Origin of the sequence: Gordonia hirsuta DSM 44140 = NBRC 16056 (assembly GCF_000333015.1) — a bacterium.
Classification (GTDB): domain Bacteria; phylum Actinomycetota; class Actinomycetes; order Mycobacteriales; family Mycobacteriaceae; genus Gordonia; species Gordonia hirsuta.
Genome location: NZ_BANT01000014.1, coordinates 122,470 through 146,388, shown reverse-complemented (window position 1 = coordinate 146,388; position 23,919 = coordinate 122,470). Strand labels below are relative to the sequence as shown.

The 23,919-nt window shown below is 68.2% G+C and carries 20 protein-coding genes; 11 read left to right on the top strand and 9 right to left on the bottom strand.

The features are described from left to right. Positions 1–9: 9 nt before the first annotated feature. The 5 genes from GOHSU_RS05785 to GOHSU_RS05765 all read right to left on the bottom strand — a co-directional run bounded on the left by GOHSU_RS05785 (position 10) and on the right by GOHSU_RS05765 (position 5,912). Positions 10–1,743, bottom strand: a complete 1,734-nt coding sequence (locus GOHSU_RS05785) for a sodium/solute symporter (protein ID WP_005938239.1) — start codon at positions 1,741–1,743, stop codon at positions 10–12. Then, positions 1,737–2,120, bottom strand: coding sequence for a hypothetical protein (locus tag GOHSU_RS05780; protein WP_005938236.1), 384 nt, complete (start codon positions 2,118–2,120; stop codon positions 1,737–1,739). Before GOHSU_RS05780 ends, GOHSU_RS05785 begins: the two co-directional genes overlap by 7 nt. A 15-nt stretch (positions 2,121–2,135) precedes the next feature. Continuing rightward, complete coding sequence (locus tag GOHSU_RS05775) at positions 2,136–2,936, bottom strand: LytR/AlgR family response regulator transcription factor (protein ID WP_005938234.1); 801 nt, start codon at positions 2,934–2,936, stop codon at positions 2,136–2,138. Continuing rightward, a complete protein-coding gene (locus GOHSU_RS05770) occupies positions 2,933–4,162 on the bottom strand; it encodes a sensor histidine kinase (protein ID WP_005938232.1) in 1,230 nt (409 codons plus the stop codon). The genes GOHSU_RS05775 and GOHSU_RS05770 overlap by 4 nt, the downstream gene beginning before the upstream one ends. A gap of 85 nt (positions 4,163–4,247) precedes the next feature. Continuing rightward, the gene (locus GOHSU_RS05765) at positions 4,248–5,912 is read right to left on the bottom strand and encodes a class I adenylate-forming enzyme family protein (RefSeq protein WP_005938230.1); all 1,665 of its coding nucleotides are present in this window, start codon (positions 5,910–5,912) and stop codon (positions 4,248–4,250) included. 53 nt (positions 5,913–5,965) lie between these two features. Here GOHSU_RS05765 and GOHSU_RS05760 point away from each other — a divergent pair, with 53 nt between their 5' ends. From GOHSU_RS05760 to GOHSU_RS05715, 10 genes are all read left to right on the top strand, one after another. Continuing rightward, positions 5,966–6,805 (top strand): TetR family transcriptional regulator, encoded by an 840-nt coding sequence (locus tag GOHSU_RS05760; protein WP_005938228.1) that lies wholly within the window; start codon positions 5,966–5,968, stop codon positions 6,803–6,805. A gap of 163 nt (positions 6,806–6,968) precedes the next feature. Then, positions 6,969–7,925, top strand: a complete 957-nt coding sequence (locus GOHSU_RS05755) for a cyclase family protein (protein ID WP_005938226.1) — start codon at positions 6,969–6,971, stop codon at positions 7,923–7,925. Beyond that, entirely contained in the window at positions 7,922–9,592 is a 1,671-nt protein-coding gene (locus tag GOHSU_RS05750; protein WP_005938223.1) for a class I adenylate-forming enzyme family protein, read from the top strand. Before GOHSU_RS05755 ends, GOHSU_RS05750 begins: the two co-directional genes overlap by 4 nt. A gap of 188 nt (positions 9,593–9,780) precedes the next feature. Further along, entirely contained in the window at positions 9,781–10,671 is an 891-nt protein-coding gene (locus GOHSU_RS05745; RefSeq protein WP_005938220.1) for a polyphosphate kinase 2 family protein, read from the top strand. 246 nt (positions 10,672–10,917) lie between these two features. Next, positions 10,918–12,540 carry a chaperonin GroEL gene (gene groL, locus GOHSU_RS05740; RefSeq protein ID WP_005938217.1) on the top strand — a complete coding sequence of 541 codons (1,623 nt, stop codon included), beginning with the start codon at positions 10,918–10,920 and terminating at the stop codon, positions 12,538–12,540. A gap of 100 nt (positions 12,541–12,640) precedes the next feature. Next, the gene (locus GOHSU_RS05735; protein ID WP_005938214.1) at positions 12,641–13,450 is read left to right on the top strand and encodes a tyrosine-protein phosphatase; all 810 of its coding nucleotides are present in this window, start codon (positions 12,641–12,643) and stop codon (positions 13,448–13,450) included. After that, positions 13,447–14,259 carry a tyrosine-protein phosphatase gene (locus GOHSU_RS05730; protein WP_005938211.1) on the top strand — a complete coding sequence of 271 codons (813 nt, stop codon included), beginning with the start codon at positions 13,447–13,449 and terminating at the stop codon, positions 14,257–14,259. Before GOHSU_RS05735 ends, GOHSU_RS05730 begins: the two co-directional genes overlap by 4 nt. Positions 14,260–14,284: 25 nt before the next feature. Next, positions 14,285–14,728, top strand: coding sequence for an SRPBCC family protein (locus tag GOHSU_RS05725; RefSeq protein WP_005938208.1), 444 nt, complete (start codon positions 14,285–14,287; stop codon positions 14,726–14,728). Positions 14,729–14,797: 69 nt separating this feature from the next. Then, complete coding sequence (gene ppk2 / locus GOHSU_RS05720; RefSeq protein WP_005938205.1) at positions 14,798–15,751, top strand: polyphosphate kinase 2; 954 nt, start codon at positions 14,798–14,800, stop codon at positions 15,749–15,751. A 2-nt stretch (positions 15,752–15,753) separates the two neighbouring features. After that, positions 15,754–16,710, top strand: coding sequence for a DMT family transporter (locus GOHSU_RS05715; protein ID WP_005938202.1), 957 nt, complete (start codon positions 15,754–15,756; stop codon positions 16,708–16,710). On the opposite strand, the gene GOHSU_RS05710 is transcribed toward GOHSU_RS05715, so the two are convergent. The 4 genes from GOHSU_RS05710 to GOHSU_RS05695 all read right to left on the bottom strand — a co-directional run bounded on the left by GOHSU_RS05710 (position 16,665) and on the right by GOHSU_RS05695 (position 22,127). Next, the gene (locus GOHSU_RS05710) at positions 16,665–18,743 is read right to left on the bottom strand and encodes a prolyl oligopeptidase family serine peptidase (protein ID WP_005938199.1); all 2,079 of its coding nucleotides are present in this window, start codon (positions 18,741–18,743) and stop codon (positions 16,665–16,667) included. The genes GOHSU_RS05715 and GOHSU_RS05710 overlap by 46 nt on opposite strands. A gap of 17 nt (positions 18,744–18,760) precedes the next feature. Next, positions 18,761–20,014, bottom strand: coding sequence for an NADH:flavin oxidoreductase (locus GOHSU_RS05705; RefSeq protein WP_005938196.1), 1,254 nt, complete (start codon positions 20,012–20,014; stop codon positions 18,761–18,763). Further along, positions 20,011–20,664 carry a TetR/AcrR family transcriptional regulator gene (locus GOHSU_RS05700; protein ID WP_345917303.1) on the bottom strand — a complete coding sequence of 218 codons (654 nt, stop codon included), beginning with the start codon at positions 20,662–20,664 and terminating at the stop codon, positions 20,011–20,013. The genes GOHSU_RS05705 and GOHSU_RS05700 overlap by 4 nt, the downstream gene beginning before the upstream one ends. Positions 20,665–20,750: 86 nt before the next feature. After that, positions 20,751–22,127 (bottom strand): MFS transporter, encoded by a 1,377-nt coding sequence (locus GOHSU_RS05695; protein WP_051139542.1) that lies wholly within the window; start codon positions 22,125–22,127, stop codon positions 20,751–20,753. A 312-nt stretch (positions 22,128–22,439) separates the two neighbouring features. Between GOHSU_RS05695 and lpdA the strand changes: the two genes are divergently transcribed. Next, positions 22,440–23,825, top strand: coding sequence for a dihydrolipoyl dehydrogenase (lpdA, locus tag GOHSU_RS05690; protein ID WP_005938187.1), 1,386 nt, complete (start codon positions 22,440–22,442; stop codon positions 23,823–23,825). The last annotated feature ends 94 nt before the right edge of the window (positions 23,826–23,919 follow it).

Sequence of the window (23,919 nt, the reverse complement as noted above, 5' to 3'; positions counted from 1 at the left end):
GGTCCGGTCTCAATCTCCCGGCGGCGTGCGCTCGAGGACCAGGCCGAAGCGTTCGGGAACGTGCATGCGGGCGAAGACGGTGGCCACATCGCTGCGCAGGGTGCGGCGAGTCAGTAGCGACACCGTGATCATGGTGGCGAAGGTGAGCGGCACGGTGATCGCGGCCGGAAAGGTGACGATCGCGGTGGCCCAGCCGTCACCGGAGAGCCAGAAGGCCCCGGCCAGGACGGCGAAACCGGAGGTGAACGCGCCGACTGCCATCCCGGTGATCGCCCCCGTGGCGGTCAATCCGCGCCACCAGATGCCCAGCACCAGCAGCGGGCACAGGGTCGCTGCGGAGACGGCGAAGACCAGCCCGACCGACCGCGACAGCTCCAGGGTGCCGGCGGCCAGCGCCAGCCCGATGGGGATCAGTCCGCCGATCAGCGCGCAGATCCGGAAGCTGCGTACCCCGGCGGTGAGCAGATCGGTGGACACCACGCCCGCGATGCTGATGAGCAGTCCCGAGGAGGTCGCCAGGAACGCGGCGATCGCACCCGCGGCGACCAGGGCGGCCAGCAGTTCCCCGCCCAGCCCACCGGCCAGGGCCGTCGGGATCAGCAGCACGGCGGCATCGGAGGTTCCGGTGGCCAGCACCTGCGGGACGTAGATCCGGGACAGCACGCCCAGCACCGTGGGAAACAGATAGAACGCGGCCAGCAGCACGATCACCGTCAGCGCGGTCCGCCGGGCATCGGCGCCGGTGCGGTTGGTGTAGAAGCGGACCAGAACATGCGGCAGACCGAGCGCACCCAGGAAGGTGGCGATCATCAGCGACAGCACCTGATACAGCGGGTGGCCGCCGCCGAGTCCGCCGCCCGAGCGGGACCAGGCCGCCCCGGTCTGCGGGGCGTCGGAGACCACCGGAGTGGCTGCACCGGCGGCCAGCGTCAGCGTCGAGCCCTCGCCCACGACCACCGTGCCCGGTGCCAGTGGGGCAGCGCGAACCGGTGCGCCGTCGACGGTTCCCGAGACGTGCACACCGACCGGGTCGGTGACCGTCACCGAGACCTCGGTGGGCACCGAGATGGTGGTGGCCACCGGTACCCGGGCGGGCAGCGGCTCACCCAGATCGGCCGGCTGCCCGGTGAAGTGGAGGACGGCCACCAGTGCGGGTACGGCGATGGCGGTGAGTTTGAGCCAGTACTGGACGGCCTGGGCGAAGGTCACCGAACGCATACCGCCGCCGACCACGTTGACGATCAACGCGGTGCCGACGACGACGACGCCGACCCAGCCCGGCAGTCCCAGCAGGATGTTCAGCGTCAAACCGGCGCCCTGCAACTGCGGCACCAGATAGAGCACGCAGACCAGCACCACCACGACCATCGCCACCCGCCGGGCCCGCAGCGAGTCGAGCCGGAACTCGGCGAAATCGGGCACCGTGTAGGCCCCCGAACGTCGCAGCGGGGCGGCGACGAACAGCAGCAACGCCAGGTATCCGGCGGTGAACCCGATCGGGTACCAGAGGGCGTCGGCCCCGTATTTGGCGACCAGACCGGCCACGCCCAGAAACGAGGCGGCCGACAGGTATTCCCCGGCGATGGCCGCGGCATTCCAACTGGCGCCGATGCTGCGGGAGGCGACCAGGAAGTCCGAGGTGGACCGGGCCCCGCGCCCGCCGTAGGCGCCGATCGCCACGGTGCCGACGGTGGCCAGCACGACGGCGGCGATCACCAGTGCAGCCCCGGTGCCGGTCAGCATCGGCGCTGCTCCTCGTCGTCCATGAGCTTTATGAAGTCACGTTCGGCCTGTTCGGCCAGCCGGATGTAGATCCGTCCGGCCAGGTACAGCACCGGATAGGGCAGCAGTGCCAGCACGATCCAGTTGAGGGTGATGCCGAACAGGGTCGCCGAGGCGAAACCGTCGATCGCCGATCCCGCTACGGGGATCGCCAGCAGGACCACCACCACGGCCAGCCCGATGCGCAGGGCGAGCCCGAGCTGGGCCCGGACCAGGCTGCGCACCAGGTGTTCCCCGAACCGGGTCTGCTCGGCCACTTCGGCGCGGGTGCGGACCGGCCGGGCACCGCGCCGCTGTGACAGGACGACGCGCTCGCGGCGCGGAGAGTCCGGGGACATCGCAGAAGATCCCGTCTAATCGGTCCGGGCCGAGCGGAACGACCGCAGCGGATCGCGCACCAGACGATCTTTGAGTTCACGGACCTGGCGCCGGCTCACCGGCAACTCCACTTCGGGGGTCTGGCCGTTGGCCCGCACCAGCACCTTGGTGGCCGTTCCCGCCGAGCGCAGCCCGGTTACCATCGGCAGGGCGACCAGATACGACCGGTGAACGCGCGCGAACCCGGCGGCTGCCCAGTGTGATTCGAGGGTGGACAGGGTCACGCGCACCAGATAGGAGCCGGAGTCGCTGTGCAGGCGGGCGTAGTCGCCGACGGCTTCGACCCAGGAGATCGAATCGCGGCGGATCAACGAGGTGACTCCGCCGCGTTCGACCGGAATCACCTCGGCGGCGCCGATCTCGGCGGCGTGGGCGGTCTCCTCCGGCGGAGGCGAGACCGCACCGCGGGCGGCGAGAACGCGTTCGATGGCCTGCGCCAGACGTTCGGCACGCAGCGGTTTGAGCACATAGTCCACGGCGCCGACATCGAAGGCGTCGACGGCGCGGTCGTCGTGGGCGGTGACGAACACCAGCGCCGGCGGGCTGGCGTAGCGGGTCAGGACCGCGGCCAGCTCCATCCCGGTCAGCCCGGGCATCGAGATGTCGAGGAAAGCGGCGTCGACGGCCTGCTCGGACAACAGCCGCAGCGCCTCGGTCGCATCGCCGGCGGCCACCACGTCGCCGACGGCACGGTGCTCGCCGAGCAGATAGACCAGCTCATCGAGTGCGGGTGCCTCGTCGTCGACGGCCAGCACCCGCAGCAGGTCTGCGCTCATCGCTGCGGTCCTTCCTGGCCGGCGCGGATCCCCGCGGCGAACTTCGGCACCCGCATGCTGACTCGGGTGCCCGCGCCGATGCCCGTCTCGACGACCAAACCGTAGTCGTTCCCGAAGGCCGAGCGCAGGCGTTGATCCACATTGGTCAGGCCCACATGTGCACCGTCGCTGTCACTGGCGAGGATGTCCGGGGGACTGAGCGCGTCGATGGCGCCGGTCCGCAGCAGCTCCGGGTCCATGCCGACGCCGTCGTCTTCGACGCTGATCTCGCAGGCGGTCCCGGCGCTGCGAGCGGTGATGGTGATCAGTCCGCTGCGCCGGCCGGCCAGACCGTGCCGCACCGCGTTCTCCACCAGCGGTTGCAGCGCCAGGAACGGCACCACCACCCCCAAGACCTCCGGATCCACCTGCAGGCGCACGTCCAGGCCCGCACCGAAGCGAGCGCGTTCGAGGGTCAGGTAGCGGTCGATGTTGCGCAGTTCGTCGGCCAACGCGGTGTACTGACCGGCGGCGCGGAACGAATAGCGGGTGAAATCGGCGAAGTCCAGGATCAGCTCGCGGGCCCGGGCCGGGTCGGTACGCACGAACGAGGCGATGGTGCCCAGGGCGTTGTAGATGAAATGCGGATCGATCTGGGCGCGCAGAGCCAGCACCTCGGCCCGGTCCAGGCGGGCGCGGGAGGCGTCCAGTTCGGCCAGCTGCAGCTGGGTGGCCGCATAGTTGGCGACTTCGGTGATGGCGCCGATCTGTCCCGGCCCGGGACGGCCGATGGTCGCCACCACCAGCACCCCGGAACTGACGCCGTCGGTCACCAGCGGGGCGGCGACCAGTCTGCGGACCGCGCCGCCGCTGCCGGCCGGATCGTCGGTCAGCGCGCGCCGCCGGCTGTCGAGGGTCTCGCGGGCCAGGGCAGCGGCCGATGTCAGCACCGTCGAGGTCCAGATATCGGGTTCGCCGTCGCGGGCGAGCAGGGTGCCGTCGGCATCGAACAGGGCGACGCCCTCGGCCCCGGTGAGTGCGCGCAGCGGACCGGCGGCTTCGCCGGCCGAGGCGACGGTCAACCCGTCGCGCAGCGGATGGGCGGCGGCCGCGGCCGCCGCCAGCGTGTCGTGCACGGCGCGTTCGTGCGGGGTGGAGATCACCACGCGGGTGCGCAGGGCGACGACGAACAGCACCAGTGCCAGTGCCGCACCCAGCACCACGATCGCGACGAGTTCTCCGGTCATCTTGTCTGCCGAACCTACCGGGTGTTCCGGGCCGCCCGAGCGGCTTCCTCGCAGGTGCCGCCCCCGTGCCGGGCCGCCGGCCCGGTCAGCGCAGCTTGCGTCGCAGGATCTTGCCGGTGGCGGTGCGGGGCAGGGCGGTGAGGACCTCCACTTCGCGTGGATACTTGTAGGCCGCCAGCCGGTCCCGGCAGTAGGCGATCACCTCGGCCGGGGCCAGGTCGACGCCGGCTGCCGGGACGACGAAGGCCTTCACCGTCTCCCCGCGGTATTCGTCCGGGATCCCGATCACCGCCGCCTCCTCGATATCGGGATGGGTGGCCAGAACCCGTTCGACCTCCGACGGCCAGACCTTGTAGCCGGCGGCATTGATCTGATCCTTCTTCCGGTCGACGACGTAGAACCAGCCGTCGGCGTCCATGAAGCCGACATCGCCGGTGTGCAGCGCACCGCCGGAGAAGGTTTCGGCGGTGGCGATCGGATCACGCCAATAACCGGGGATCACCTGGGGGCCCATGGTGACCAGTTCGCCGATCTCGCCGACCGGCAGGTCGTTGCCGTCGTCGTCGACCACCCGCACGTCGGTGTCGAAGACGGGGACGCCCACCGACATCACCCCGGATTCGGGGTCGACCGGGGAGCGCGTGCCCGGTGGCACCGCATGCGAGGGAGAGCTGGTCTCGGTCTGCCCGTAGATGTTGTGAATGTAGCCGCCGAGCTGCTCTTCCAGCCGGTCGGCGATCTCGGGGTCGATCGGCGCTCCGCCGGAGTAGCGCAGCCGCAGCGACTCCAGATCGGCGGCGCGGACATCGGGGTCCTCGGCCAGGGCGATGTAGGCGGTGATGACCGCAGCGCAGAAGACGGGCCGGTGCCGGCGGGTGGCCTCGGCGATCACACCGGCGTGGAAGCGGTGGGTCAGCACCAGTGGCGAGGCGGTCAGCATGGCCAGGACCACCCCGCCGACCAGGCCGGTCACATGAAAGACCGGTGCCAGGGCAAGGATCGGTTCTCCGGCCGACAGTCCGGTCCAGTCTCGGTACACCTGCGCACTGAACGCGAGGTTCGCATGGGTGATCTGGGCATCCTTCGACGGACCGGACGTCCCGGACGTGGCTGCCAGGACGGCCACATCCGACGGACCGACACGGCGCTCGGGGGAGTCCGGCAGGGGTGGTGCGCTGGTGTAGGCGGCGATCAATTCGGTCAGATCGACGGTATCGGCGGGCCGCAGACGGGTGCTCCCGGCGAAGATCCGCGGGTCGGCGGTGTGCTGGCCGTCGAGCGGGCTGACCGTCACCACCACCCGGACCGAGGTGGTTCCGGTCGCCAGGACCGGCCGGATCCGGTCCAGGTAGAGGTCCTCAAGGACCAGCAGCGCCGACGGTTCCACGTTGCCGAAGCTGCGCGCCAGCTCACCGGTGGTCGACATCGGGCTCAGCGGGGCCGCGGTGCCGCCCGCCTTCCACGCAGCGACCAGACCGATCACAAAGGCCGGATCGTTCTGCAGACACAGCGCCAGCCGGTCCCCGGGAGCAAAACCCCGGGCCACCAGGAGAGCCGCCAACGCGGCGGCCGCGGCGTCGACCTGCGACCACGTCAGAGTCTGATCGAAGTAGTGCAAGGCCGGGCCGTCCGGTGCGGTCGCGGCGGCCGATTCGAACAGGTCGAGTGCCGTGGCGAACTCGCGGCGCAGGTGGGGCCGCCGTCCCGGGGGATACGCCGCGAGCCAGGGCCGTTCGTCGTAGCCGGTCACCCGGCCAGTCTAAGCGCGAGCCGGCTGCAGGACGGCCGACTAGAGTGTTCAGTATGACTGAACAAAGCGTCGGACTGGGAACGACGGTCCGCGCCGTCCGCCGGGCGCGCGGGTTGACCCTGCGCGCGCTGGCGGCCGAACTCGGTGTCAGTCCCGGCACCATGAGTGCGATCGAGAACGGCAAGGTGGCCGTCACCGTGGGGCGGCTCAACGAGGTCTCGGCGGTGCTGGGTGTTCCGGTCGCCGATCTGGTGGATCCGCTGAGTGTGCCTATCGCCGCGCCGACACCCGTCGGCGGCCCCGACTGGCGGACCTATCCGCCGCTGCCGCTGGACCCGGTGCTCGCCGCCACCGTCGACGTCTTCGCCGATACGGGCTACCACGGTGCGACCATGCGCCTGGTCGCGGCCGCCGCGGATCTCAGCGTCGCCGGCATCTACCGCTATCACCGCAGCAAGCAGCGGCTTCTGGTGGCCTTGATCGACGCCTGGTTCGACGATCTGCTCTGGCGCATCGAGGCTGCCGCCGGATCCGCGGACTCGCCCGGCCGGGCGTTCGCCGAACTGGTCCGCGTCCTGGTGCGCGGCCAGGTGCAGCGACGGGAACTGGCTTTCATCGTCGAGACCGAACTGCGCAGCCTGGACGAGCCCGACCGCGGCCGGATCGGTGCGATCCGGCGCGGGGTTCAGCGGCGTTTCGTCGATATGGCGCAGGCGGCGGTCGATGCGGGGGAGTTCGGTACCGAGGCGCCGGCGGCGGGCGCGCGGGCGGTGGTCTCGCTGTGTCTGGCCGTCCCCTTCCGCCTCGACGGGGAGGTTCCGCCCGCCGCCGATGTGCTTGCCGACGAGTACGCGGCACTGGCTTTGGCGATGATGGGGGCGGTTGTTCAGTGAAACTGAACAGTGGATACGGCCTCCATCGTTCGAATACCTGCAGGTAGTAACGATTTCGTTCAACTCTTGACGTTGAAACTTTCTTCTGTGATTCTCATCCCAAGCCGTCGAGTAAACGCTCGTTCACCCCGGCGCGACGAATCTCAAGGAAAGGCTCATCGAGATGACTGAAGTACCTGAACTCACCGAACTGCTCGCCGACTCGCCCAGCAACTGGGGCAAGTGGGGTGCCGACGATGAGGTCGGCAGCCTGAACTATCTGACCGCCGAACAGGTCCTCAAGGGTGTTTCGCTGATCAAGCGCGGGGAACTGTTCACCCTTCAGCGGCTCATCGGCGATCCCAACGGCGACCCGGTGTGGCCCGGCCGCAGCCCGGCCACCAAGGAGATGGTCTACGACGAGTCCGACTGGGACGAGGGCGGCGAAGGTCCGGCCTTCCCCGGCGGATTGCACTACGCCGATGACAAACTCGAGGCATTCCTGCAGGGATCCACGCAGTACGACGCCCTCGGCCATGTCTGGTACGGCGGCCAGATCTGGAACGGCTACGACGCACGGACCACCATCGGCGGCCTGGAGAAGGCCAGCGTCGAGCCCATCGCCGAACGTGGGGTGGCCGGCCGTGCCGTGCTGCTGGACCTGGCCCGCTGGCGCGGCGTGGACGCACTCGGGCCCAAGGAGTCCTTCGACCACAACGACCTGCAGGAGTGCGCGAAGGCGCAGGGTGTGGAGCTGCGTCCGCGGGACATCCTGATCCTGCGCACCAACCACCTGGCGCTGTTCTTCGTCGATGCCGACGGCTTCTACGCCGACTTCGGTGAGCCGGGCCTGACCTACTCGCCGGAACTGGTGCAGTGGTTCGCCGATATGGAGATTCCGAACCTGGTCACCGACACCATCGCCAACGAGGTCACCTATGACCCCGAAAGCGGGGCCGCGCTGGTGCTGCACAACGCGCTGATGCGCAATCTGGGTGTCGCCTTCACCGAGATCTGCGACCTGGAGAAGCTCGCGGCCGACTGCGCCCAGGACGGGGTCTACGACTTCTTCTACGTCGCCGCGCCGCTGAAGATCCACCGGGCCTCCGGCTCCCCGGTGAACCCGGTGGTCATCAAGTGAGCTACGCAGACCGGCCGTGGCTGGCCCGCTACCCCGAGGGGACGCCGGCTGACATCACCGCCGAGTACCCCTCGGCCCTGGCGGTCTTCGATGCGGCCGTCGAGGCCGTGCCGCAGGCGGAGTTCCTGCAGTACTTCGGCACCTCGCAGACCTTCGCCGAGGTCGACCGGGCCGCACGGGCCCTGGCGGTTGCACTCGCCGAACGCGGATTCGGCGCCGGTGACCGGCTGGCACTGTATGTGCAGAACAACCCGGCCTTCATCATCGGCATGATCGCGGCCTGGCGTCTGGGTGGCGTCGCGGTGGCCATCAATCCGATGAACAAGGAACGCGAGCTGACCTACCTGCTCAAGGACTCCGGCGCGACCGCGCTGCTGGCACTGGACGATCTGTACGCGCAGATCGGTGCGCCGGTGGTCGAGTCGGGACAGACCCAGGTGCAGACCGTGGTCACCTGCTCGGCGCTGGACATGCAGGACCGGAACGATCCGCGGCTGTTCGACGGGCTGGAACGCATCCGCACCGACGGAACCCTGGATCTGGCCGAGCTGATCGCCGCCGCCGGGGAACAGGCCGGGGCCGAGCTGCCCGACCCGGCACTGGGGCCCGACGACGTGGCGGTGCTCGCCTACACCTCGGGAACCACCGGTGATCCGAAGGGGGCGATGAACACCCACGGGAACTTCGCCTTCAACGCGCAGGTCTACCGCGACTGGACGGGGCTGCAGCCCGGCGAAGGGATCCTCGGGATCGCTCCGCTGTTCCACATCACCGGACTGGTCGGTCACATCATGGCTGCCATGCTGATCCGGTCGCCGCTGGTGCTGGCGCACCGCTTCGAGCCGTCGGTGATGCTCGATGCGATCCGCGAGTACCGGCCGGTGTTCACCATCGGCGCGATCACCGCCTTCGGTGCGCTGGCAGCGGCGCCGGGGGCGACTCCGGAGGACTTCGCCAGCCTGCGGGTCCTCTACTCCGGCGGCGCGCCGATCGCCCCGGCAGTCGGGGACCGGCTCCAGGAGACCCTGGGTGCCTACATCCACAACATCTACGGGCTGACCGAGACCAACTCCCCCTCGCACGCGGTGCCGCTGGGGGTGCGCGCACCGGTCGACCCGGATTCGGGAGCGCTGTCGGTCGGTGTCCCGGTGTTCAACACGATGGTGCGGGTGGTCGGTGCCGACGGGAACGATCTGCCGCCCGGTGAGGTCGGCGAGTTCGTCACCTCCGGTCCGCAGGTGGTTCCGGGTTACTGGAACAAACCCGAGGCCACGGCCTCCTCGATCCCCGGCGGGGAACTGCACACCGGGGACGTGGGATTCATGGACACCGACGGCTGGTACTACGTCGTCGACCGGAAGAAGGACATGATCAACGCTTCCGGCTACAAGGTGTGGCCCCGGGAGGTCGAGGACGTGCTCTACACCCATCCGGCGGTGCGGGAGGCCGCGGTGATCGGTGTGCCCGACGAGTACCGCGGCGAGACGGTCAAGGCGTTCGTGTCCTTGCACCCGGATGTGCAGGTCGGTCCGGAGGAACTGATCTCCTTCGCCAAGGAGCAGATGGCCGCCTACAAGTATCCGCGCAGCGTCGAGATCGTCGACGAACTGCCCAAGACCGTCACCGGAAAGATCCTGCGCAGGCAACTGCGCGATGCGGCGAGCTGATCCCCCTCCCACAGCTCGCCCCGCCGAACACCTGCGGCGTCTTCCGACGTGTCGAGATGTCGCAGGTGTTCGGTGTTTTCGGGGAAGGAGCCGAGGTCATCCGACCGATCAGGCACAGTGGAGGTATCAGGCAGGCAACGTACCGGCGGTGTCGGCGATACGACGGCGTCTGAGACAGGGAGGATGGCATGGGGGCCACAGTCAAGTGGAAGAAACTGGCAGAGTCGACGCGGGTCGAGGCCGGGAGCGCCGTCCGGCTCGCCGACTTCGCCGCCGATGCGCGGCCGCGGGGGATGGACAAGAAGGACGGCCTCAAACAACTGGAGGCGGGCAAGCTCGAGCTGTTCGACCTGCAGGACAAGTTGTATGCGCAGGGCGATCGCTCGGTACTGATCGTGCTGCAGGCGATCGACGCGGCGGGGAAGGACGGCACCATCAAGCACGTCATGTCCGGGATCAATCCCGAGGGCGTGGATGTGCACTCGTTCAAACAGCCCTCGGCGGAAGAGCGTGAGCACGGCTACCTGTGGCGGCACCAGAAAGCAGTACCGCCGCTGGGCCGGATCGGCATCTTCAACCGCTCCCATTACGAGAACGTTCTGGTGACCCGCGTGCATCCGGAACTGCTCTGGCCTAAGACGTCGGCGCTGCCGACCGAGGGCATCTGGAAGCAGCGTTACAAGGACATCAACGCCTGGGAGAAGTACCTCACCGACAACGGCACCGTCGTGGTCAAACTGTTCCTCAACGTCTCCCCGGACGAGCAGGCCCGCCGCTTTCTGGCGCGGATCGATACCGAGACCAAGAACTGGAAGTTCTCCAAGACCGATATGGCCGAGCGGGATCTGTGGCCGGACTACCAGCGCGCCTTCGGCGATATGCTGAGCCACACCAGCACCCCGCACGCGCCCTGGCATGTGATCCCTGCCGATCACAAATGGGCCGGGCACCTGGCGACCTTCGCGGTGCTGCTGGAGGCGATCAAGCGCATCGATCCCCAGTATCCGGCGGTCTCGGCAGCCGAACGGGCTGATCTGAGCACCTATCGCCAGCGGTTGATCGCCCAGCTCAGCGACTGACTTTCCGGCGCCGGCGCCGGCGGCTTCCACGGCATCGCCGCCGGCGCGCCGTTGCCGGCCCGGGAGTCCGGGCGCACCTTGCACTCGATGTCTGAGAGTGCTAAAAACAAGGTTGGCACTCGCGGTACGCGACTGCCAGGTCGGGACGGTGAGGCCGGTCCACAGACACCCCGGTCGTCCGTCGCGGGCACCGAGTCCGGCCGGATAAAACTTCAGTGTCACCCCCTACCGGAGGATCACTCAACAATGGCGAAGCAGATTGCTTTCGATGAAGAGGCCCGGCGCGGCCTCGAGCGGGGTCTGAACGTCCTCGCCGACACCGTCAAGGTGACGCTCGGCCCCAAGGGTCGCAACGTCGTCCTGGAGAAGAAGTGGGGCGCCCCCACGATCACCAACGATGGCGTGTCCATCGCCAAGGAGATCGAGCTGGAGGACCCGTACGAGAAGATCGGCGCCGAGCTGGTCAAGGAAGTCGCCAAGAAGACCGACGACGTCGCCGGTGACGGCACCACCACCGCCACCGTGCTGGCCCAGGCACTGGTCCGCGAGGGCCTGCGCAATGTTGCCGCCGGCTCCAACCCGATGGGCCTCAAGCGTGGCATCGAGACGGCTGTCGAAGCCGTCTCCAGCGCACTGCTGGGCTCGGCCACCGAGATCGAGACCAAGGAGCAGATCGCTGCGACCGCTGGTATCTCCGCCGGTGACCAGACCATCGGCGACCTGATCGCCGAGGCTATGGACAAGGTCGGCAACGAGGGTGTCATCACCGTCGAGGAGTCGAACACCTTCGGCCTGCAGCTCGAGCTCACCGAGGGCATGCGCTTCGACAAGGGCTACATCTCGGGCTACTTCGTCACCGATGTGGACCGTCAGGAAGCCGTCCTGGAGGATCCGTACATCCTGACCCTGTCGGGCAAGATCTCCACCGTCAAGGACCTGGTCCCGCTGCTGGAGAAGGTCATGCAGGCCGGTCGCTCGCTGCTGATCATCGCCGAAGACGTCGAGGGCGAGGCCCTGTCGACCCTCGTGGTGAACAAGCTGCGCGGCACCTTCAAGTCCGTCGCCGTCAAGGCACCGGGCTTCGGTGACCGCCGCAAGGCCATGCTCGCCGACATCGCCATCCTCACCGGTGGCGAGGTCATCAGCGAAGAGGTCGGCCTGAGCCTGGAGACCGCTGGCCTGGAGTCCCTGGGTACCGCCCGCAAGGTGGTCGTCACCAAGGACGAGACCACCATCGTCGACGGTGCCGGCGACGCCGAGCAGATCGCCGGGCGGGTCGCTCAGATCCGCAAGGAGATCGAGAACAGCGACAGCGACTACGACCGCGAGAAGCTGCAGGAGCGTCTGGCCAAGCTGGCCGGCGGTGTTGCGGTGATCAAGGCCGGCGCCGCCACCGAGGTCGAACTCAAGGAGCGCAAGCACCGCATCGAAGATGCCGTGCGTAACGCCAAGGCTGCCGTGGAAGAGGGCATCGTCGCCGGCGGCGGCGCAGCCCTGCTGCAGTCCGAGTCGGCCATCGACGGCCTGGAGCTGGCCGGCGATGAAGCCACCGGCGCACAGATCGTCAAGGTCGCTCTGGCCGCTCCGGCCAAGCAGATCGCGGTCAACGCGGGTCTGGAGCCCGGCGTCGTGGCGGAGAAGATCCGCAACTCGCCGAAGGGCACCGGCCTGAACGCGGCGACCGAGGTCTACGAGGACCTCCTGGCGGCCGGCATCAACGACCCGGTGAAGGTGACCCGCTCGGCGCTGCAGAACGCAGCCTCGATCGCGGCGCTGTTCCTGACCACCGAGGCCGTCGTCGCCGACCAGCCGGAGAAGAACGCCCCGGCGCTTCCCGGCGGAGACGAGATGGGCGGGATGGGCTTCTGATCGACTGATCGGAGGCGCTGCCCAGCGCAGTAGACAAGACACGAGCCGGTCACCCGTACGGGTGACCGGCTCGTGTCGTCGTTGTCCTACAGTGAGGCCCATGACCGCAACCGCGACCCCCGGTGCTCCCAGTCCGTTCCGATCCCTGCCGAACTGGCGCGACCTGGGTTACTGGCCGGCCGCCGACGGCAAGATCGTCCGGCCCGAGATGATCTACCGGACCACCGAGTTCCTGCACACCAGCGACGAGGACATCAAAGCCGTCGGCGAACTCGGACTGGCGACCATCGTCGATCTGCGCACCACCGGAGAACGGGCCGCGTGCCCGGATCCGGTCTACCCCGGGATCGGTCCGCTGTGGCTCAACATCCTGGAAGACTCCCCGGAGATGGGCGGAGCCAATCCGGCCCAGTTCATCAGCGATCCCGCCGCCATCAAGAGCCTCACGGTCGATTTCGCCCGGAAGGTGATGATCCAGACCTACCGCGAACTGGTCACCTCCGACAGCGCGCTGAAGCGGTACCGCGAGTTCTACATCCTGCTGCTCGACGACGATGTGACGCCGACGGCATTCCACTGCACCACCGGAAAGGACCGCACGGGCTGGCTGGCCGCCGGGTTCCTCAGCCTGATGGGGGTGTCCGCAGAGGACGTCTACGCCGACTATCTGCTGACCAATGCGCGGCTGCTTCCCGCGCTGGCCCCGATCCTGGACAAACTGACCGCCGCCGGCGCCGACAAGGAGGCCCTCACCCTGGTGCTCGGGGTGGACGCGAGCTACCTGGACGAGGCCTTCGCCGCACTGACCCAGCGGTGGGGGACTCTGGAGAACTACTTCGCCGCCGGTCTGGGCATCGATGCCGCCGGACAGCAGGCACTGCGCGACCGCTACCTGATCGATCCGGCATGACCGACGCCCTGCTGCTGCCGGCTCCCAGCCCGATCGCCGCGCTGCCGAATCTGCGTGACCTGGGCGGGTGGGCCGGCGCCGACGGCAGGCCGGTGCGCCCGGGCCGGGTGTTCCGGTCCACCGACTTCCGCGCGGTAGACGGCCAGGCGCAGCAGCAGCTGAGCCGGCTGGGGCTGCGCACCATCTACGATCTGCGATCGGCCGCCGAACGCCAGGCACTGCCCGATCCGGCCCTCGACGGCGTCGCCGGTATCGCGCTGGACGTGCTGGCCGATGACCGGGACGCCATTCCGGCCGATTTCCTCCAGCTGTTCGCCGACCCCGCAGTGGTCGCGCACCTCGATGCCGATGCCGGCGGCAAGGCCGCCGATCTGATGGCCGGGGTGTACCGCAGGTTCGTCAGCACCGACAGCGCCCGCAGCGCCTACCGGCGCCTGTACCTGGGATTGCTCGGCGCGGACCGCGGGCCGGCCCTGTTCCACTGCACCACCGGCAAGGACCGCACGGGCTGGGCCGCCGCCAGTTTCCTGAGCCTGATGGGAGTGGACCGCGACGACGTCTACCGCGACTACCTGGAGACCAACGAGCGCCTGCTGCCCGCCCTGACCCCGGTGTTCGACGCTTTCGCGGCCGCCGGCGGCGATCCGGAGGTGCTGCGACCCCTGCTGGGGGTGCAGCGCGACTACCTGGACGCGGCCTTCGACGAGATGGCCTCGACCTACGGGAACGTGACCGGATACTTCGCCCGCGGCCTGGGGATCGATGCCGACGCCCAGGGGCGGCTGCGCGACGGATACCTGCTCGGCTGATCCGGCCGCGGGGTAGGTTCTTCTCATGGCTGTCTCGGTATCCAACGAATTCGACATCAACGCTCCCCTCTCGGTCGTCATGGAGGTCCTGCAGGACGTTCCGGCCCTGCCCGACTGGTCGGGCCCGCACAGTGCGGCCGAGGTACTCACCGAGTACCCCGACGGCACCCCGGACGAGGTCAGCATCACCGTCGGCATGGTCGGGATCAACGACACCCAGAAGCTGAAGTACACCTGGACCGACACCGTCTGCTCGTGGAGCCTGCTGGAGAGCTCGCAGCTGGCCGAGCAGACCGGCACGTACACCCTGACCGAGGTCGCGCCCGACAAGACCCACGTGAAGTTCGATCTGGAGATCGACCTGAAGATCAAGCTCCCCGGTTTCCTGGTGAAGAAGGGGCAGAAGTCCGCCGCCGAAACCGCGAAGAAGGGACTGACCGCCGAAGCCGAGCGCCGTTTCGCCCAGTGACGGTGTGGGGCATCTCGCGCTATCGGGCTTCCTCGCACGACGCGGTGGGCGGCCCGATAGGCTAGAGCCGTGGACGACTATCTCTCCCCCAAGAACGTCGAGATCGGTGAAGACCTGAGCAAGGTCTCCGGGCGCAAGGCCCTGCAGGGTATCGTCGACCTGACCGACACCCGCGGTTTCGTCGTCGTCGATGACGACGACGACGACCCCATCCTGCTGACCCTGCCCCAGCGCAATGTGGTCGACACTTGGCGCGAGGACTATCCGTACGAGGAGCGGATGGACCGCGCCGACTACGAGTCGCAGAAGCGGTTGCTGCAGGTGGAACTGCTCAAATTGCAGAAGTGGACCAAGCAGAACGGCATCCGCCATCTGCTGGTGTTCGAGGGCCGAGACGCCGCCGGCAAGGGCGGCACCATCAAACGCTTCAACGAGCACCTCAACCCGCGCGGTGCGCACACCGTCGCGCTGGAGAAGCCGACCGCGCGCGAAGCGACCGAATGGTACTTCCAGCGGTACGTCCAGCACCTGCCCGCGGCCGGGGAGATGGTCTTCTTCGACCGCTCCTGGTACAACCGGGCCGGCGTGGAACGGGTGATGAGCTTCTGCACCCCCGACCAGTACGAGCAGTTCCTGGCTCAGGCACCGGCATTCGAGAAGATGCTGGTCGACGACGGTATCAACCTGGTCAAGTTCTGGTTCTCGGTGAGCCCGCTGGAACAGCGCACCCGATTCGCGATCCGGCAGATCGATCCGGTGCGGCAGTGGAAGCTCTCGCCGATGGACCTGGCATCGCTGGACCGGTGGAACTCCTACTCCGATGCCAAGGAGAACATGTTCGCCCACACCGACACCGACTGGGCGCCGTGGACCGTGGTCAAGAGCAACGATAAGAAGCGCGCCCGACTGAACGCGATGCGGTACGTGCTGAGTCTGCACGAATACGACGGCAAGGACCACGAACTGGTCGGTGAACCCGATCCGTTGATCGTGGCGCGCGCACGCGACACCATCGGCGACTGATTGTGCGATCGCTTTCTGCCGGCCTGCTGGTCGTCATCGCGGCGATCGCGATGGTGGTCGCACTGCCCTCGCTGTGGGTCTCGCTCAACGTCGTGTCCCCCAGCGGTTTCGCCGATTCGGCTGCCGACGCCGCCGAACAACCAGAGGTGCAGGAGTTCTTCGCCCAGCAGATCTCCGACGAGGTCGCCTCGTCGACGTCGGTTCCACTCGCCGGCGACATCGTCAAACCGCTCGCCGAGCGGTATACGCGCAGTCAGGACTTCGTCACCGATTTCACGCTGATCGCCCGGCAGCAGCACGACTGGCTGTTCACCGCGCCCGGACCCGGAGTGAGCCGGCACCAGATGGAGTTGGACATCACCCCGATGGTGAACAACGTCCTCGGGAAGGCGCCCATCCCGGTCGACGTGGCACAGCAGGTCACCGTGCCGGTCGACCAGAATCATCTGACCGCCGGTTCACTGGAGGCACCGGGGAAGCAGGTCACCGTCGTCGGCTGGGTCGCACTGGTGGTGGCGGTGCTCGCCGGAGTCCTGGCGTTGACCGCCGGACGCAACCGGGCAGGGGTCCTGGCCTGGCTCGGGGTGGGTGCGGCGCTGGCCGGCCTGGTCGGCTGGGTACTGTCGGTGGTCGCCGTGGACCAGGTGTCCCGCAGTGTCACCGGCAGTGACGCGCCGACGCAGACGACCGTCAAGGTGGTCACCGCCGACGTCCTCGACGGATTGACCCGGACCTCGATGATCGTCGGCATCGTCGGCGTGGTGGTGGCCGTTCTCGGCACCTTCGCCGCGCTGATCCTGAGTCGCCGGCCGGGACCGCAGGCACCGGCCGGCCCGGCCTATCCGAGCGCGCCCGGCTCCGGGCCCGGGTATCCGGGCGGCCGCGGCGGTTGGTCCCCGGACGACCCGACGGTTCAGTTCCCGGCAGCCGACCCCACGGTGCGCCACAGGAATTCGTAGGCCAGCGCCGATTTGAACGCCGCCTGGGCATTGTCGGCGGCGCCCCCGTGCCCGCCCTCGATGTTCTCGTAGTACGCGGGCCGATGCCCCAGCTCCTCGAGCCGGGCCACGAGTTTGCGGGCGTGTCCGGGGTGGACCCGATCGTCGCGGGTCGAGGTAGTGACCAGCAGCTCCGGATACCGGACCTGGGCGCGCAGGCGCTGATACGGGGAGTAGGCGCTGATGAACTCCCATTCCTCGGGATCATCGGGATCGCCGTACTCGGCCATCCAGGAGGCGCCGGCCAGCAACAGGTGGTAGCGGCGCATGTCGATCAGCGGAACCTGACAGACCAGCGCCCCGAACAGTTCCGGATAGCTGGTGGCCATAACCCCCATCAGCAGTCCACCGTTGGACCCGCCCTGGGCCGCCAGCTGGTCGACGGTGGTCAGGCCCCGGTCCACCAGATCACGGGCCACTGCCGCGAAGTCCTCGTACACCAGGTGCCGGCCGGCCTTCTGCGACTGTGTGTGCCAGTGCGGGCCGTACTCGCCGCCGCCGCGGATATTGGCGATCACGTAGATGCCGCCGCGGCTGATCCAGCTGCGTCCGGCGATCGCCGAATATCCCGGAAGCAGCGAATTGCCGAAGCCGCCGTAGCCGTACAGCAGCGTCGGGCGGGGGCCGTCGGTGCCGCCTGGACCGGTCCGCCTCACCACGAAGTAGGGGATCTGGGTGCCGTCGTCGGAGGTGGCGAAGAACTGCTCGGTGCTCACCCCGTCGGCGTCGAAGAACTCCGGAGTGGACTTGATGACCTGCACACCGGTGGTCGCATCCCCGTGCAGCAGACTCGGCGCCTGCGTGAACGAGCTCGCGGTGAGCCAGATCTCGTCGCTCTCCTCCGGATCGGTACCGATCACCGCCAGGGTCGCCAGTTCGGGCAGACCGGTGATCGGGGCCGGTGTCCAGTCGTCCAGGCGCAGGAACTCGACCCGGGTGGCGACGTCGTGCAGAGTCACCAGCACCAACCGCGATTTGGTGAAGGCGTAATCCTGCAGGCTGGTGTGATCGTCGGGGGCGAACAGCACCCGGGCCGAGCGGTCGCCGGCGAGGTAGGCCGGGTAGTCGAACAGCAGCAGGGAGCCGGGCCGGTGACTCTGACCGTCGACGGTCCACGGTGATCGCGGCATCACCAGCAGGTGATCGCGGTGCACCGCCGCCACCGAGTCGGTGGGCACGTCGATCAGGACCGGTTCGCCGTCGACGAGTTGGTACTCCAGGGCGTTGAAGAAGTCGGTCGAACGCGACACGAAATGACGCTCGAAACCGGGCGTGTGATCGTAGCTGGCACCGGCCGCGACATCGGTGACGGCACCGGCGAAGACCGTCGGGGCCTGGTCGAGCGGCGTGCCGCGCGTCCAGCGGCGGGCGGTCCGCGGATACCCCGAGGTGGTCAGTGCCGGTTCGCCGTCGGGGGTCGAGGAGAAGTCGGTTCCGACGTAGACGGTGTCCCGGTCGATCCAGCTCATCGAGCTCTTGGCCTCGGGCAGGACGAAGCCGCCGTCTTCGGGCGCCACCCAGTCGCGGGTGGTCATATCGAATTCGCGGATGACCGAGGCATCGGCGCCGCCGCGAGACAGCGAGACCAGGGCACGGTCGTAATCCGGGTAGCGCAGGCCGACCCCGGCCCACACCCAGTTCTCGTCCTCGGCCGCGGCCAGGGCGTCGACATCGATCAGGACATCCCAGTCGGGGACATCGGTGCGATAGGACTCCAGGGTCGTCCGCCGCCACAGGCCCTTCGGATTGCGGGCGTCCCGCCAGAAGTTGTAGAGATAGTCGCCGCGCCGGCGCACGTACGGGATCTTCGCCTCGGTGTCGAGGACCTCCAGGGCGCCGGTGCGCAGATCCTCGAAACGCGGGGAACCGGTCAACTCGTCGACGGTCGGCTGGTTATGGTCGCGGACCCAGTCCAGTGCCGCCTCGCCGGTGACGTCTTCGAGCCAGAGATGGGGGTCGTCGTGCGGGCCGGCCGCGGTCTCGATGTGCTCCACAGGCCCAGGCTATCGGGTCAGCCCAGCGGGTCGGGAACCTCACCGGTGCGGATGGGGCAGCGGGTCTGCGAATAGATGGTCGGCATACACAGATTGCAGTGCACGCACCGGCTCCGGGTGGCCGGATCGGCCAGGATACGACGCGGCAGATCCGGCTCCCGCAGCAGTGACCGGGCCATCGCCACGTACTCGAATCCCGATTCCATCGCCAGCTCCATGCCGGCCCGGTCGGTGATGCCGCCCAACAGGATGATCGGCAGTCCGACGGACTTGCGCAGCTCCTGGGCCAGCGGCAGCAGGTAGGCGTCGTGGTAGGGGTAGTGCTTGAGGAACAACGGCCCGCCCACCTGCAGTCCGGTCTTCATCACACCGGAGAAAGCCTGGGCGAAGGCCTTGCGCGGGGCCTCACCGTGGAACAGGTACATCGGGTTCAGCAGGGAACTGCCGGCGGTGGGTTCGATCGCATCGAGGAAGCCGTCGGCCTCGAACAGCCGGGCGGTCTCGCAGGCCTCGTCGACGTTGAACCCACGCCACGGCCGCGGACCGCGGCCGGGCCCGGGCCGGCCGACGCCGTCGTACATGTTGAGTTTGGCCCAGACAGCGATCTGCGGCCCCACCGCCTCGCGCACCGATTCGAGCACCTCGCGGGCCAGCCGTGCCCGGTTCACCAGCGAACCGCCGTAGGCATCGCGGCGACGATTGAGCAGCGGAGACAGGAAGGAGCTGATCAGATAGTTGTGCCCGCAGTGGATCTCGAGTGCATCGAAACCGGAGTCGACCGCCCGGCGCGCAGCGTCGGCGAACGTCCGGCGCAGCGTGGGGATCTCCTCGACGGCAACCTTGTGGGTCAGGGACATCCCCATCGGTGCGGGAATGACGCTCGGGCCCAAGGCCTTGGCCCCGTTCGACGCGGAATTGGCGACGGCGCCGGCGTGACCGAGCTGCGCGGCCGCCAGGGCCCCCTCGGCGTGGATCGCGTCGGTGAGCCGGCGCAGGCCCGGGACGGCCTCTTCGCGCATCCAGATCTGATGCCGATCGGTACGGCCCTCCGGCGAGATCGCGCAGTAGGCGACGGTGCTGATCGCCACCCCGCCGGCGGCGTGCTCACGGTGGAACTCGATCAGCTCGTCGGTGACCAGCGCATCGGGGGTCATCCCCTCGAAGGTGGCGGATTTGATCAACCGGTTGCGCAGGGTCAGCGGACCCAGCCGTGCCGGAGCCAGCGGATCGGGTACTCCGTGGCCGCTGATATCGGATCCGGTGGTGTTCACAGGCTGTCTCCTGGGCTGGGGAATGTGGGACTGGGAGATGTGGGAGTGGGGATTTCGGCGAGTCGGGGCGCGGGTTCTCCGGTCCCGGTCAGCCCGGCGATGAGGAAGTCACGCAGCGCCCCGGCCGCGGCGGGGGAGAGCGGGCTGCCGGGGGCCAGTTGCGGCAGCAGCAGTGCGAAGGCGAGCCGGCAGCGGCGTCGTGCCGTCTGGGCATCGAGTCCGGGGATCGCGGCGCACAGTACGGCGGTCCACTCGTCCAGACTGAACCAGGGGGCCTGCCAGCGGGTCTGGGGGTGGGCGAGGGCGAAGCGGGCCAGCAGGGACAGGCGCATGGCCCCGACCGGATCTGCCAGCAGCCGGTTCAGCGGTGCCAGGGTCGCATCGACCAGTCCGGCGACACTCGGATCGGCCCGGACGCGGTCGAGCCGGTCGGTCCACATCGGTGCCAGCCGCGACTCGAGCAGCGCCGCCACCAACTGCTCCTTGGAGCCGAAGTGGTAGTGCACAGCCGCCGGATTGGCTTGGGCGTGGGCGCAGATGCCCCGCACGGACACCTCGTCGTACCCGGACCGGGACAGCAGTTCCTCGGCGGCATCCAGGAGCCGCTCACGGGTGTCGCGCGCGGTGCGGGCCGGAGGCATGAATCCCATTCGACCACAGTGCCCATCATTGTTTCAATCAGTGATTGAAAACCGGGAGGGCCCAGGAATCGAGGGGTCGCCCCCCGGGACTGGATTCAGCGGCCGGCGAGTCCGGCCAGATCGGCCAGGTTCTCCGCGTCGTGCGGATCCTCGCCGGGGATCGCGGTGCCGCGCAGCGAACAGCCGGCCGTCTCGCGCAGGAACGCCAGCGCGACCATGCCGATGAGGCAGGCGCCCATCAGGTAGACCGCCGGAAACAGGTTCCAGCCGGTGGTGCTGACCACGGCCTCGTTCACCAGTGGCGCGGTGCCGCCGAACAGTGCGGTGGACATGTTGTACGAGATCGCGAAGCCGGCGTAGCGCACGTGGGTGGGGAACATGGCCGGGAAGGTGGCCGAAATGGTGGCCAGCTGGGGGATGTAGAGGACGCCCAGGACCACGAAGCCCACGATCGCCCAGCCGAAGCCCTGTCCCATCAGCCAGTACATGGGCAGGGAGAGTGCGAACAGGCCGATCAGGGAGGCCCACCACATCGGTTTGCGCCCGGTCCGGTCGGACCAGCGGCCGAAGAACGGGATCAGCGCCATCATCGCGACCTGCCCGATCAGGACCACGATGGAGCCGGAGTCTTCGGACAGGCCGATGGTGTTCTTCAGGTACTCGGGCTGGAAGGCCAGCAGTGTGTAGTTGGCGACGTTCAGGGCGACCACCATGCCGAACATGATCGCGATCGGCTGCCAGTACTCCACGACGGTCTGTTTGAGCTTGGCGGTGTTGGAGATCGAGACCTCCTCGCTCAGATGCTCCTCCACCTCGCTGAAGACCGGGGAGTCCTCCAGCTGTGAGCGCAGGTATAGGCCCACCAGTCCCAGCGGCAGGGCCAGCAGGAACGGGATGCGCCAGCCCCAGGAGTACATCTGGTCGTCGTCGAGGGCCAGGTTCAGCAGCAGCACCAGCGCGGTACCGCTGGCGAATCCGGCCAGGGTGCCGAACTCCAGGAAGCTGCCGAATCGGCCGCGTTTGGTGTCCGGGGAGTATTCGGCCATGAAGGTCGCCGCGCCGCCGTATTCGCCGCCGGTGGAGAAACCCTGGATCACGCGCAGGGCGATGAGCATGATCGGCGCCCAGACACCGGCGACCGCATGGGTCGGCAGGACGCCGATGAGGCTCGTGGCCAGCGCGATCAGCAGAATGGTGATCGCCAACACGTGTTTGCGGCCGACCCGGTCACCGAGCGGGCCCCAGACGAAGCCGCCCAGCGGGCGCAGCACGAACGAGATCGCGAAGCCGAGCATGGTGCCGATGGCGCCGAGCGACCCGGGGAAGAAGGCCTGCGTCAGGTAGGTGGCGGTGGCCGCGTAGACGCCGTAGTCGTACCATTCGGTGGCGTTGCCGACCGCGGAGGCGGCGATGGCCTTGCGGATCACCTGCGGCGGGACCGGCGGCGGCGCCGCGTCCGGCAGCTGGTGGATCTCGCGGGTGTAGGCCGGACCCGTGGCCGACTCGCGTTCGGGTTTCGGTGTGGACAAAGTGCTCCCGTTCGTCTGACTGACTCATCGACCTCTACTCGGGTCCGGCGGTGAAATCCCGCCGGCAGCCGCTCTTCGGTGTTGTCGGACGTCGTCGATGGCGTCACTGACCTGCGGCGTTGACGGATCTAGCGAGATCCGCCAACGGGGCTTCGAACGTGTGTTTTCTTCCGGGGTGTCGGTGTGTGCGGCCGGGGGCCGAGCTGGCCGGCAACGCGCCTGCGGAGTCCGGCGGTGCGGACTACGCTGGACGCCGTGACTGAACACTTCGACACCGTTGTCCTTGGAGCCGGTCCAGGTGGGTATGTAGCCGCGATCCGGTGCGCCCAGCTCGGCATGAAAACCGCCGTCATCGAGGAGAAGTGGTGGGGAGGTGTGTGTCTGAACGTGGGCTGCATCCCGTCCAAGGCGCTGTTGCGCAACGCGGAGCTGGCGCACGTGTTCAACCACGACGCCAAGACCTTCGGTATCTCCGGTGAGGTCTCGTTCGACTTCGGTGCTGCCTTCGACCGCAGTCGCAAGGTCTCCGACGGCATCGTCAAGGGCGTTCACTTCCTGATGAAGAAGAACGGCATCACCGAGATCGACGGTTACGGCGTGTTCACCGATGCCAAGACGATTCAGGTCGACGATCGGGTGATCACCTTCGACAACGTCATCATCGACACCGGCTCGCAGGTGCGCTTGCTGCCGGGGGTGGAGCTGTCGGACAACGTCGTCACCTACGAGAAGCAGATCCTGACCCGCGAGCTGCCCGGCTCGATCGTCATCGTCGGCGCCGGCGCGATCGGGATGGAGTTCGGTTACGTTCTGGCCAACTACGGTGTGGACGTCACCATCATCGAGTACCTGCCGCGGGTGCTGCCCAACGAGGATGAAGACGTCTCCAAGGAGATCGCCAAGGCCTACAAGAAGCTGGGTATCACGATCCTGACCGGAACCGCGGTCCAGACGGTCGACGACCAGGGTTCACAGGTCGTCGTGACGTATCGGGATGACAAAGGCAACGACGGCAGCATCACCGTTGACAAGGTCCTCATGTCGGTGGGCTTTGCCCCGCGCACCGAGGGCTACGGGCTGGAGACGACCGGGGTGGCGCTCACCGACCGCGGCGCCATCGCGATCGACGACCACATGCGCACCAACGTGCCGGGTGTCTACGCGATCGGCGACGTCACCGCCAAGCTGATGCTGGCCCACGTCGCCGAGGCGCAGGGCGTGGTGGCCGCCGAGACCATCGCCGGAGCCGAGACGATGACCCTGGGTGACTACCGCAACATGCCACGGGCCACCTTCTGCCAGCCGCAAGTGGCGTCCTTCGGACTCACCGAGGCACAGGCCAAGGAGGAGTACCCGAACGTCAAGGTCAGCAAGTTCCCGTTCTCGGCGAACGGCAAGGCGCTAGGCATGGGAGCCACCGCGGGCTTCGCCAAACTGGTCACCAACGCCGACACCGACGAACTGCTCGGTGGTCATCTGGTCGGCGACAACGTCTCGGAGATGCTGCCGGAGATGACGCTGGCTCAGAAATGGGACCTGACCGCCAAGGAACTGGCGCGCAACGTGCACACGCATCCGACGATGAGCGAGGCGATGCAGGAGACCTTCCACGGTGCGATCGGGCACATGATCAACCTGTAGCTGCCGCCGGCGCCCGCGGCGAGAGCGGCCGAGGTGTGGACGAGGGGGACCATGCAGCGGTTGAGCGGACTCGATGCCTTGGCGGTCAACGCGG

Coding starts and splice junctions, on each gene's coding strand:
- GOHSU_RS05785 (WP_005938239.1), bottom strand. CDS start 1,743: ATGCTGACCGGCACCGGGGCTGCACTGGTGATCGCCGCCGTCGTGCTG.
- GOHSU_RS05780 (WP_005938236.1), bottom strand. CDS start 2,120: ATGTCCCCGGACTCTCCGCGCCGCGAGCGCGTCGTCCTGTCACAGCGG.
- GOHSU_RS05775 (WP_005938234.1), bottom strand. CDS start 2,936: ATGAGCGCAGACCTGCTGCGGGTGCTGGCCGTCGACGACGAGGCACCC.
- GOHSU_RS05770 (WP_005938232.1), bottom strand. CDS start 4,162: ATGACCGGAGAACTCGTCGCGATCGTGGTGCTGGGTGCGGCACTGGCA.
- GOHSU_RS05760 (WP_005938228.1), top strand. CDS start 5,966: ATGACTGAACAAAGCGTCGGACTGGGAACGACGGTCCGCGCCGTCCGC.
- GOHSU_RS05755 (WP_005938226.1), top strand. CDS start 6,969: ATGACTGAAGTACCTGAACTCACCGAACTGCTCGCCGACTCGCCCAGC.
- GOHSU_RS05745 (WP_005938220.1), top strand. CDS start 9,781: ATGGGGGCCACAGTCAAGTGGAAGAAACTGGCAGAGTCGACGCGGGTC.
- groL (WP_005938217.1), top strand. CDS start 10,918: ATGGCGAAGCAGATTGCTTTCGATGAAGAGGCCCGGCGCGGCCTCGAG.
- GOHSU_RS05735 (WP_005938214.1), top strand. CDS start 12,641: ATGACCGCAACCGCGACCCCCGGTGCTCCCAGTCCGTTCCGATCCCTG.
- GOHSU_RS05730 (WP_005938211.1), top strand. CDS start 13,447: ATGACCGACGCCCTGCTGCTGCCGGCTCCCAGCCCGATCGCCGCGCTG.
- GOHSU_RS05725 (WP_005938208.1), top strand. CDS start 14,285: ATGGCTGTCTCGGTATCCAACGAATTCGACATCAACGCTCCCCTCTCG.
- GOHSU_RS05700 (WP_345917303.1), bottom strand. CDS start 20,664: ATGGGATTCATGCCTCCGGCCCGCACCGCGCGCGACACCCGTGAGCGG.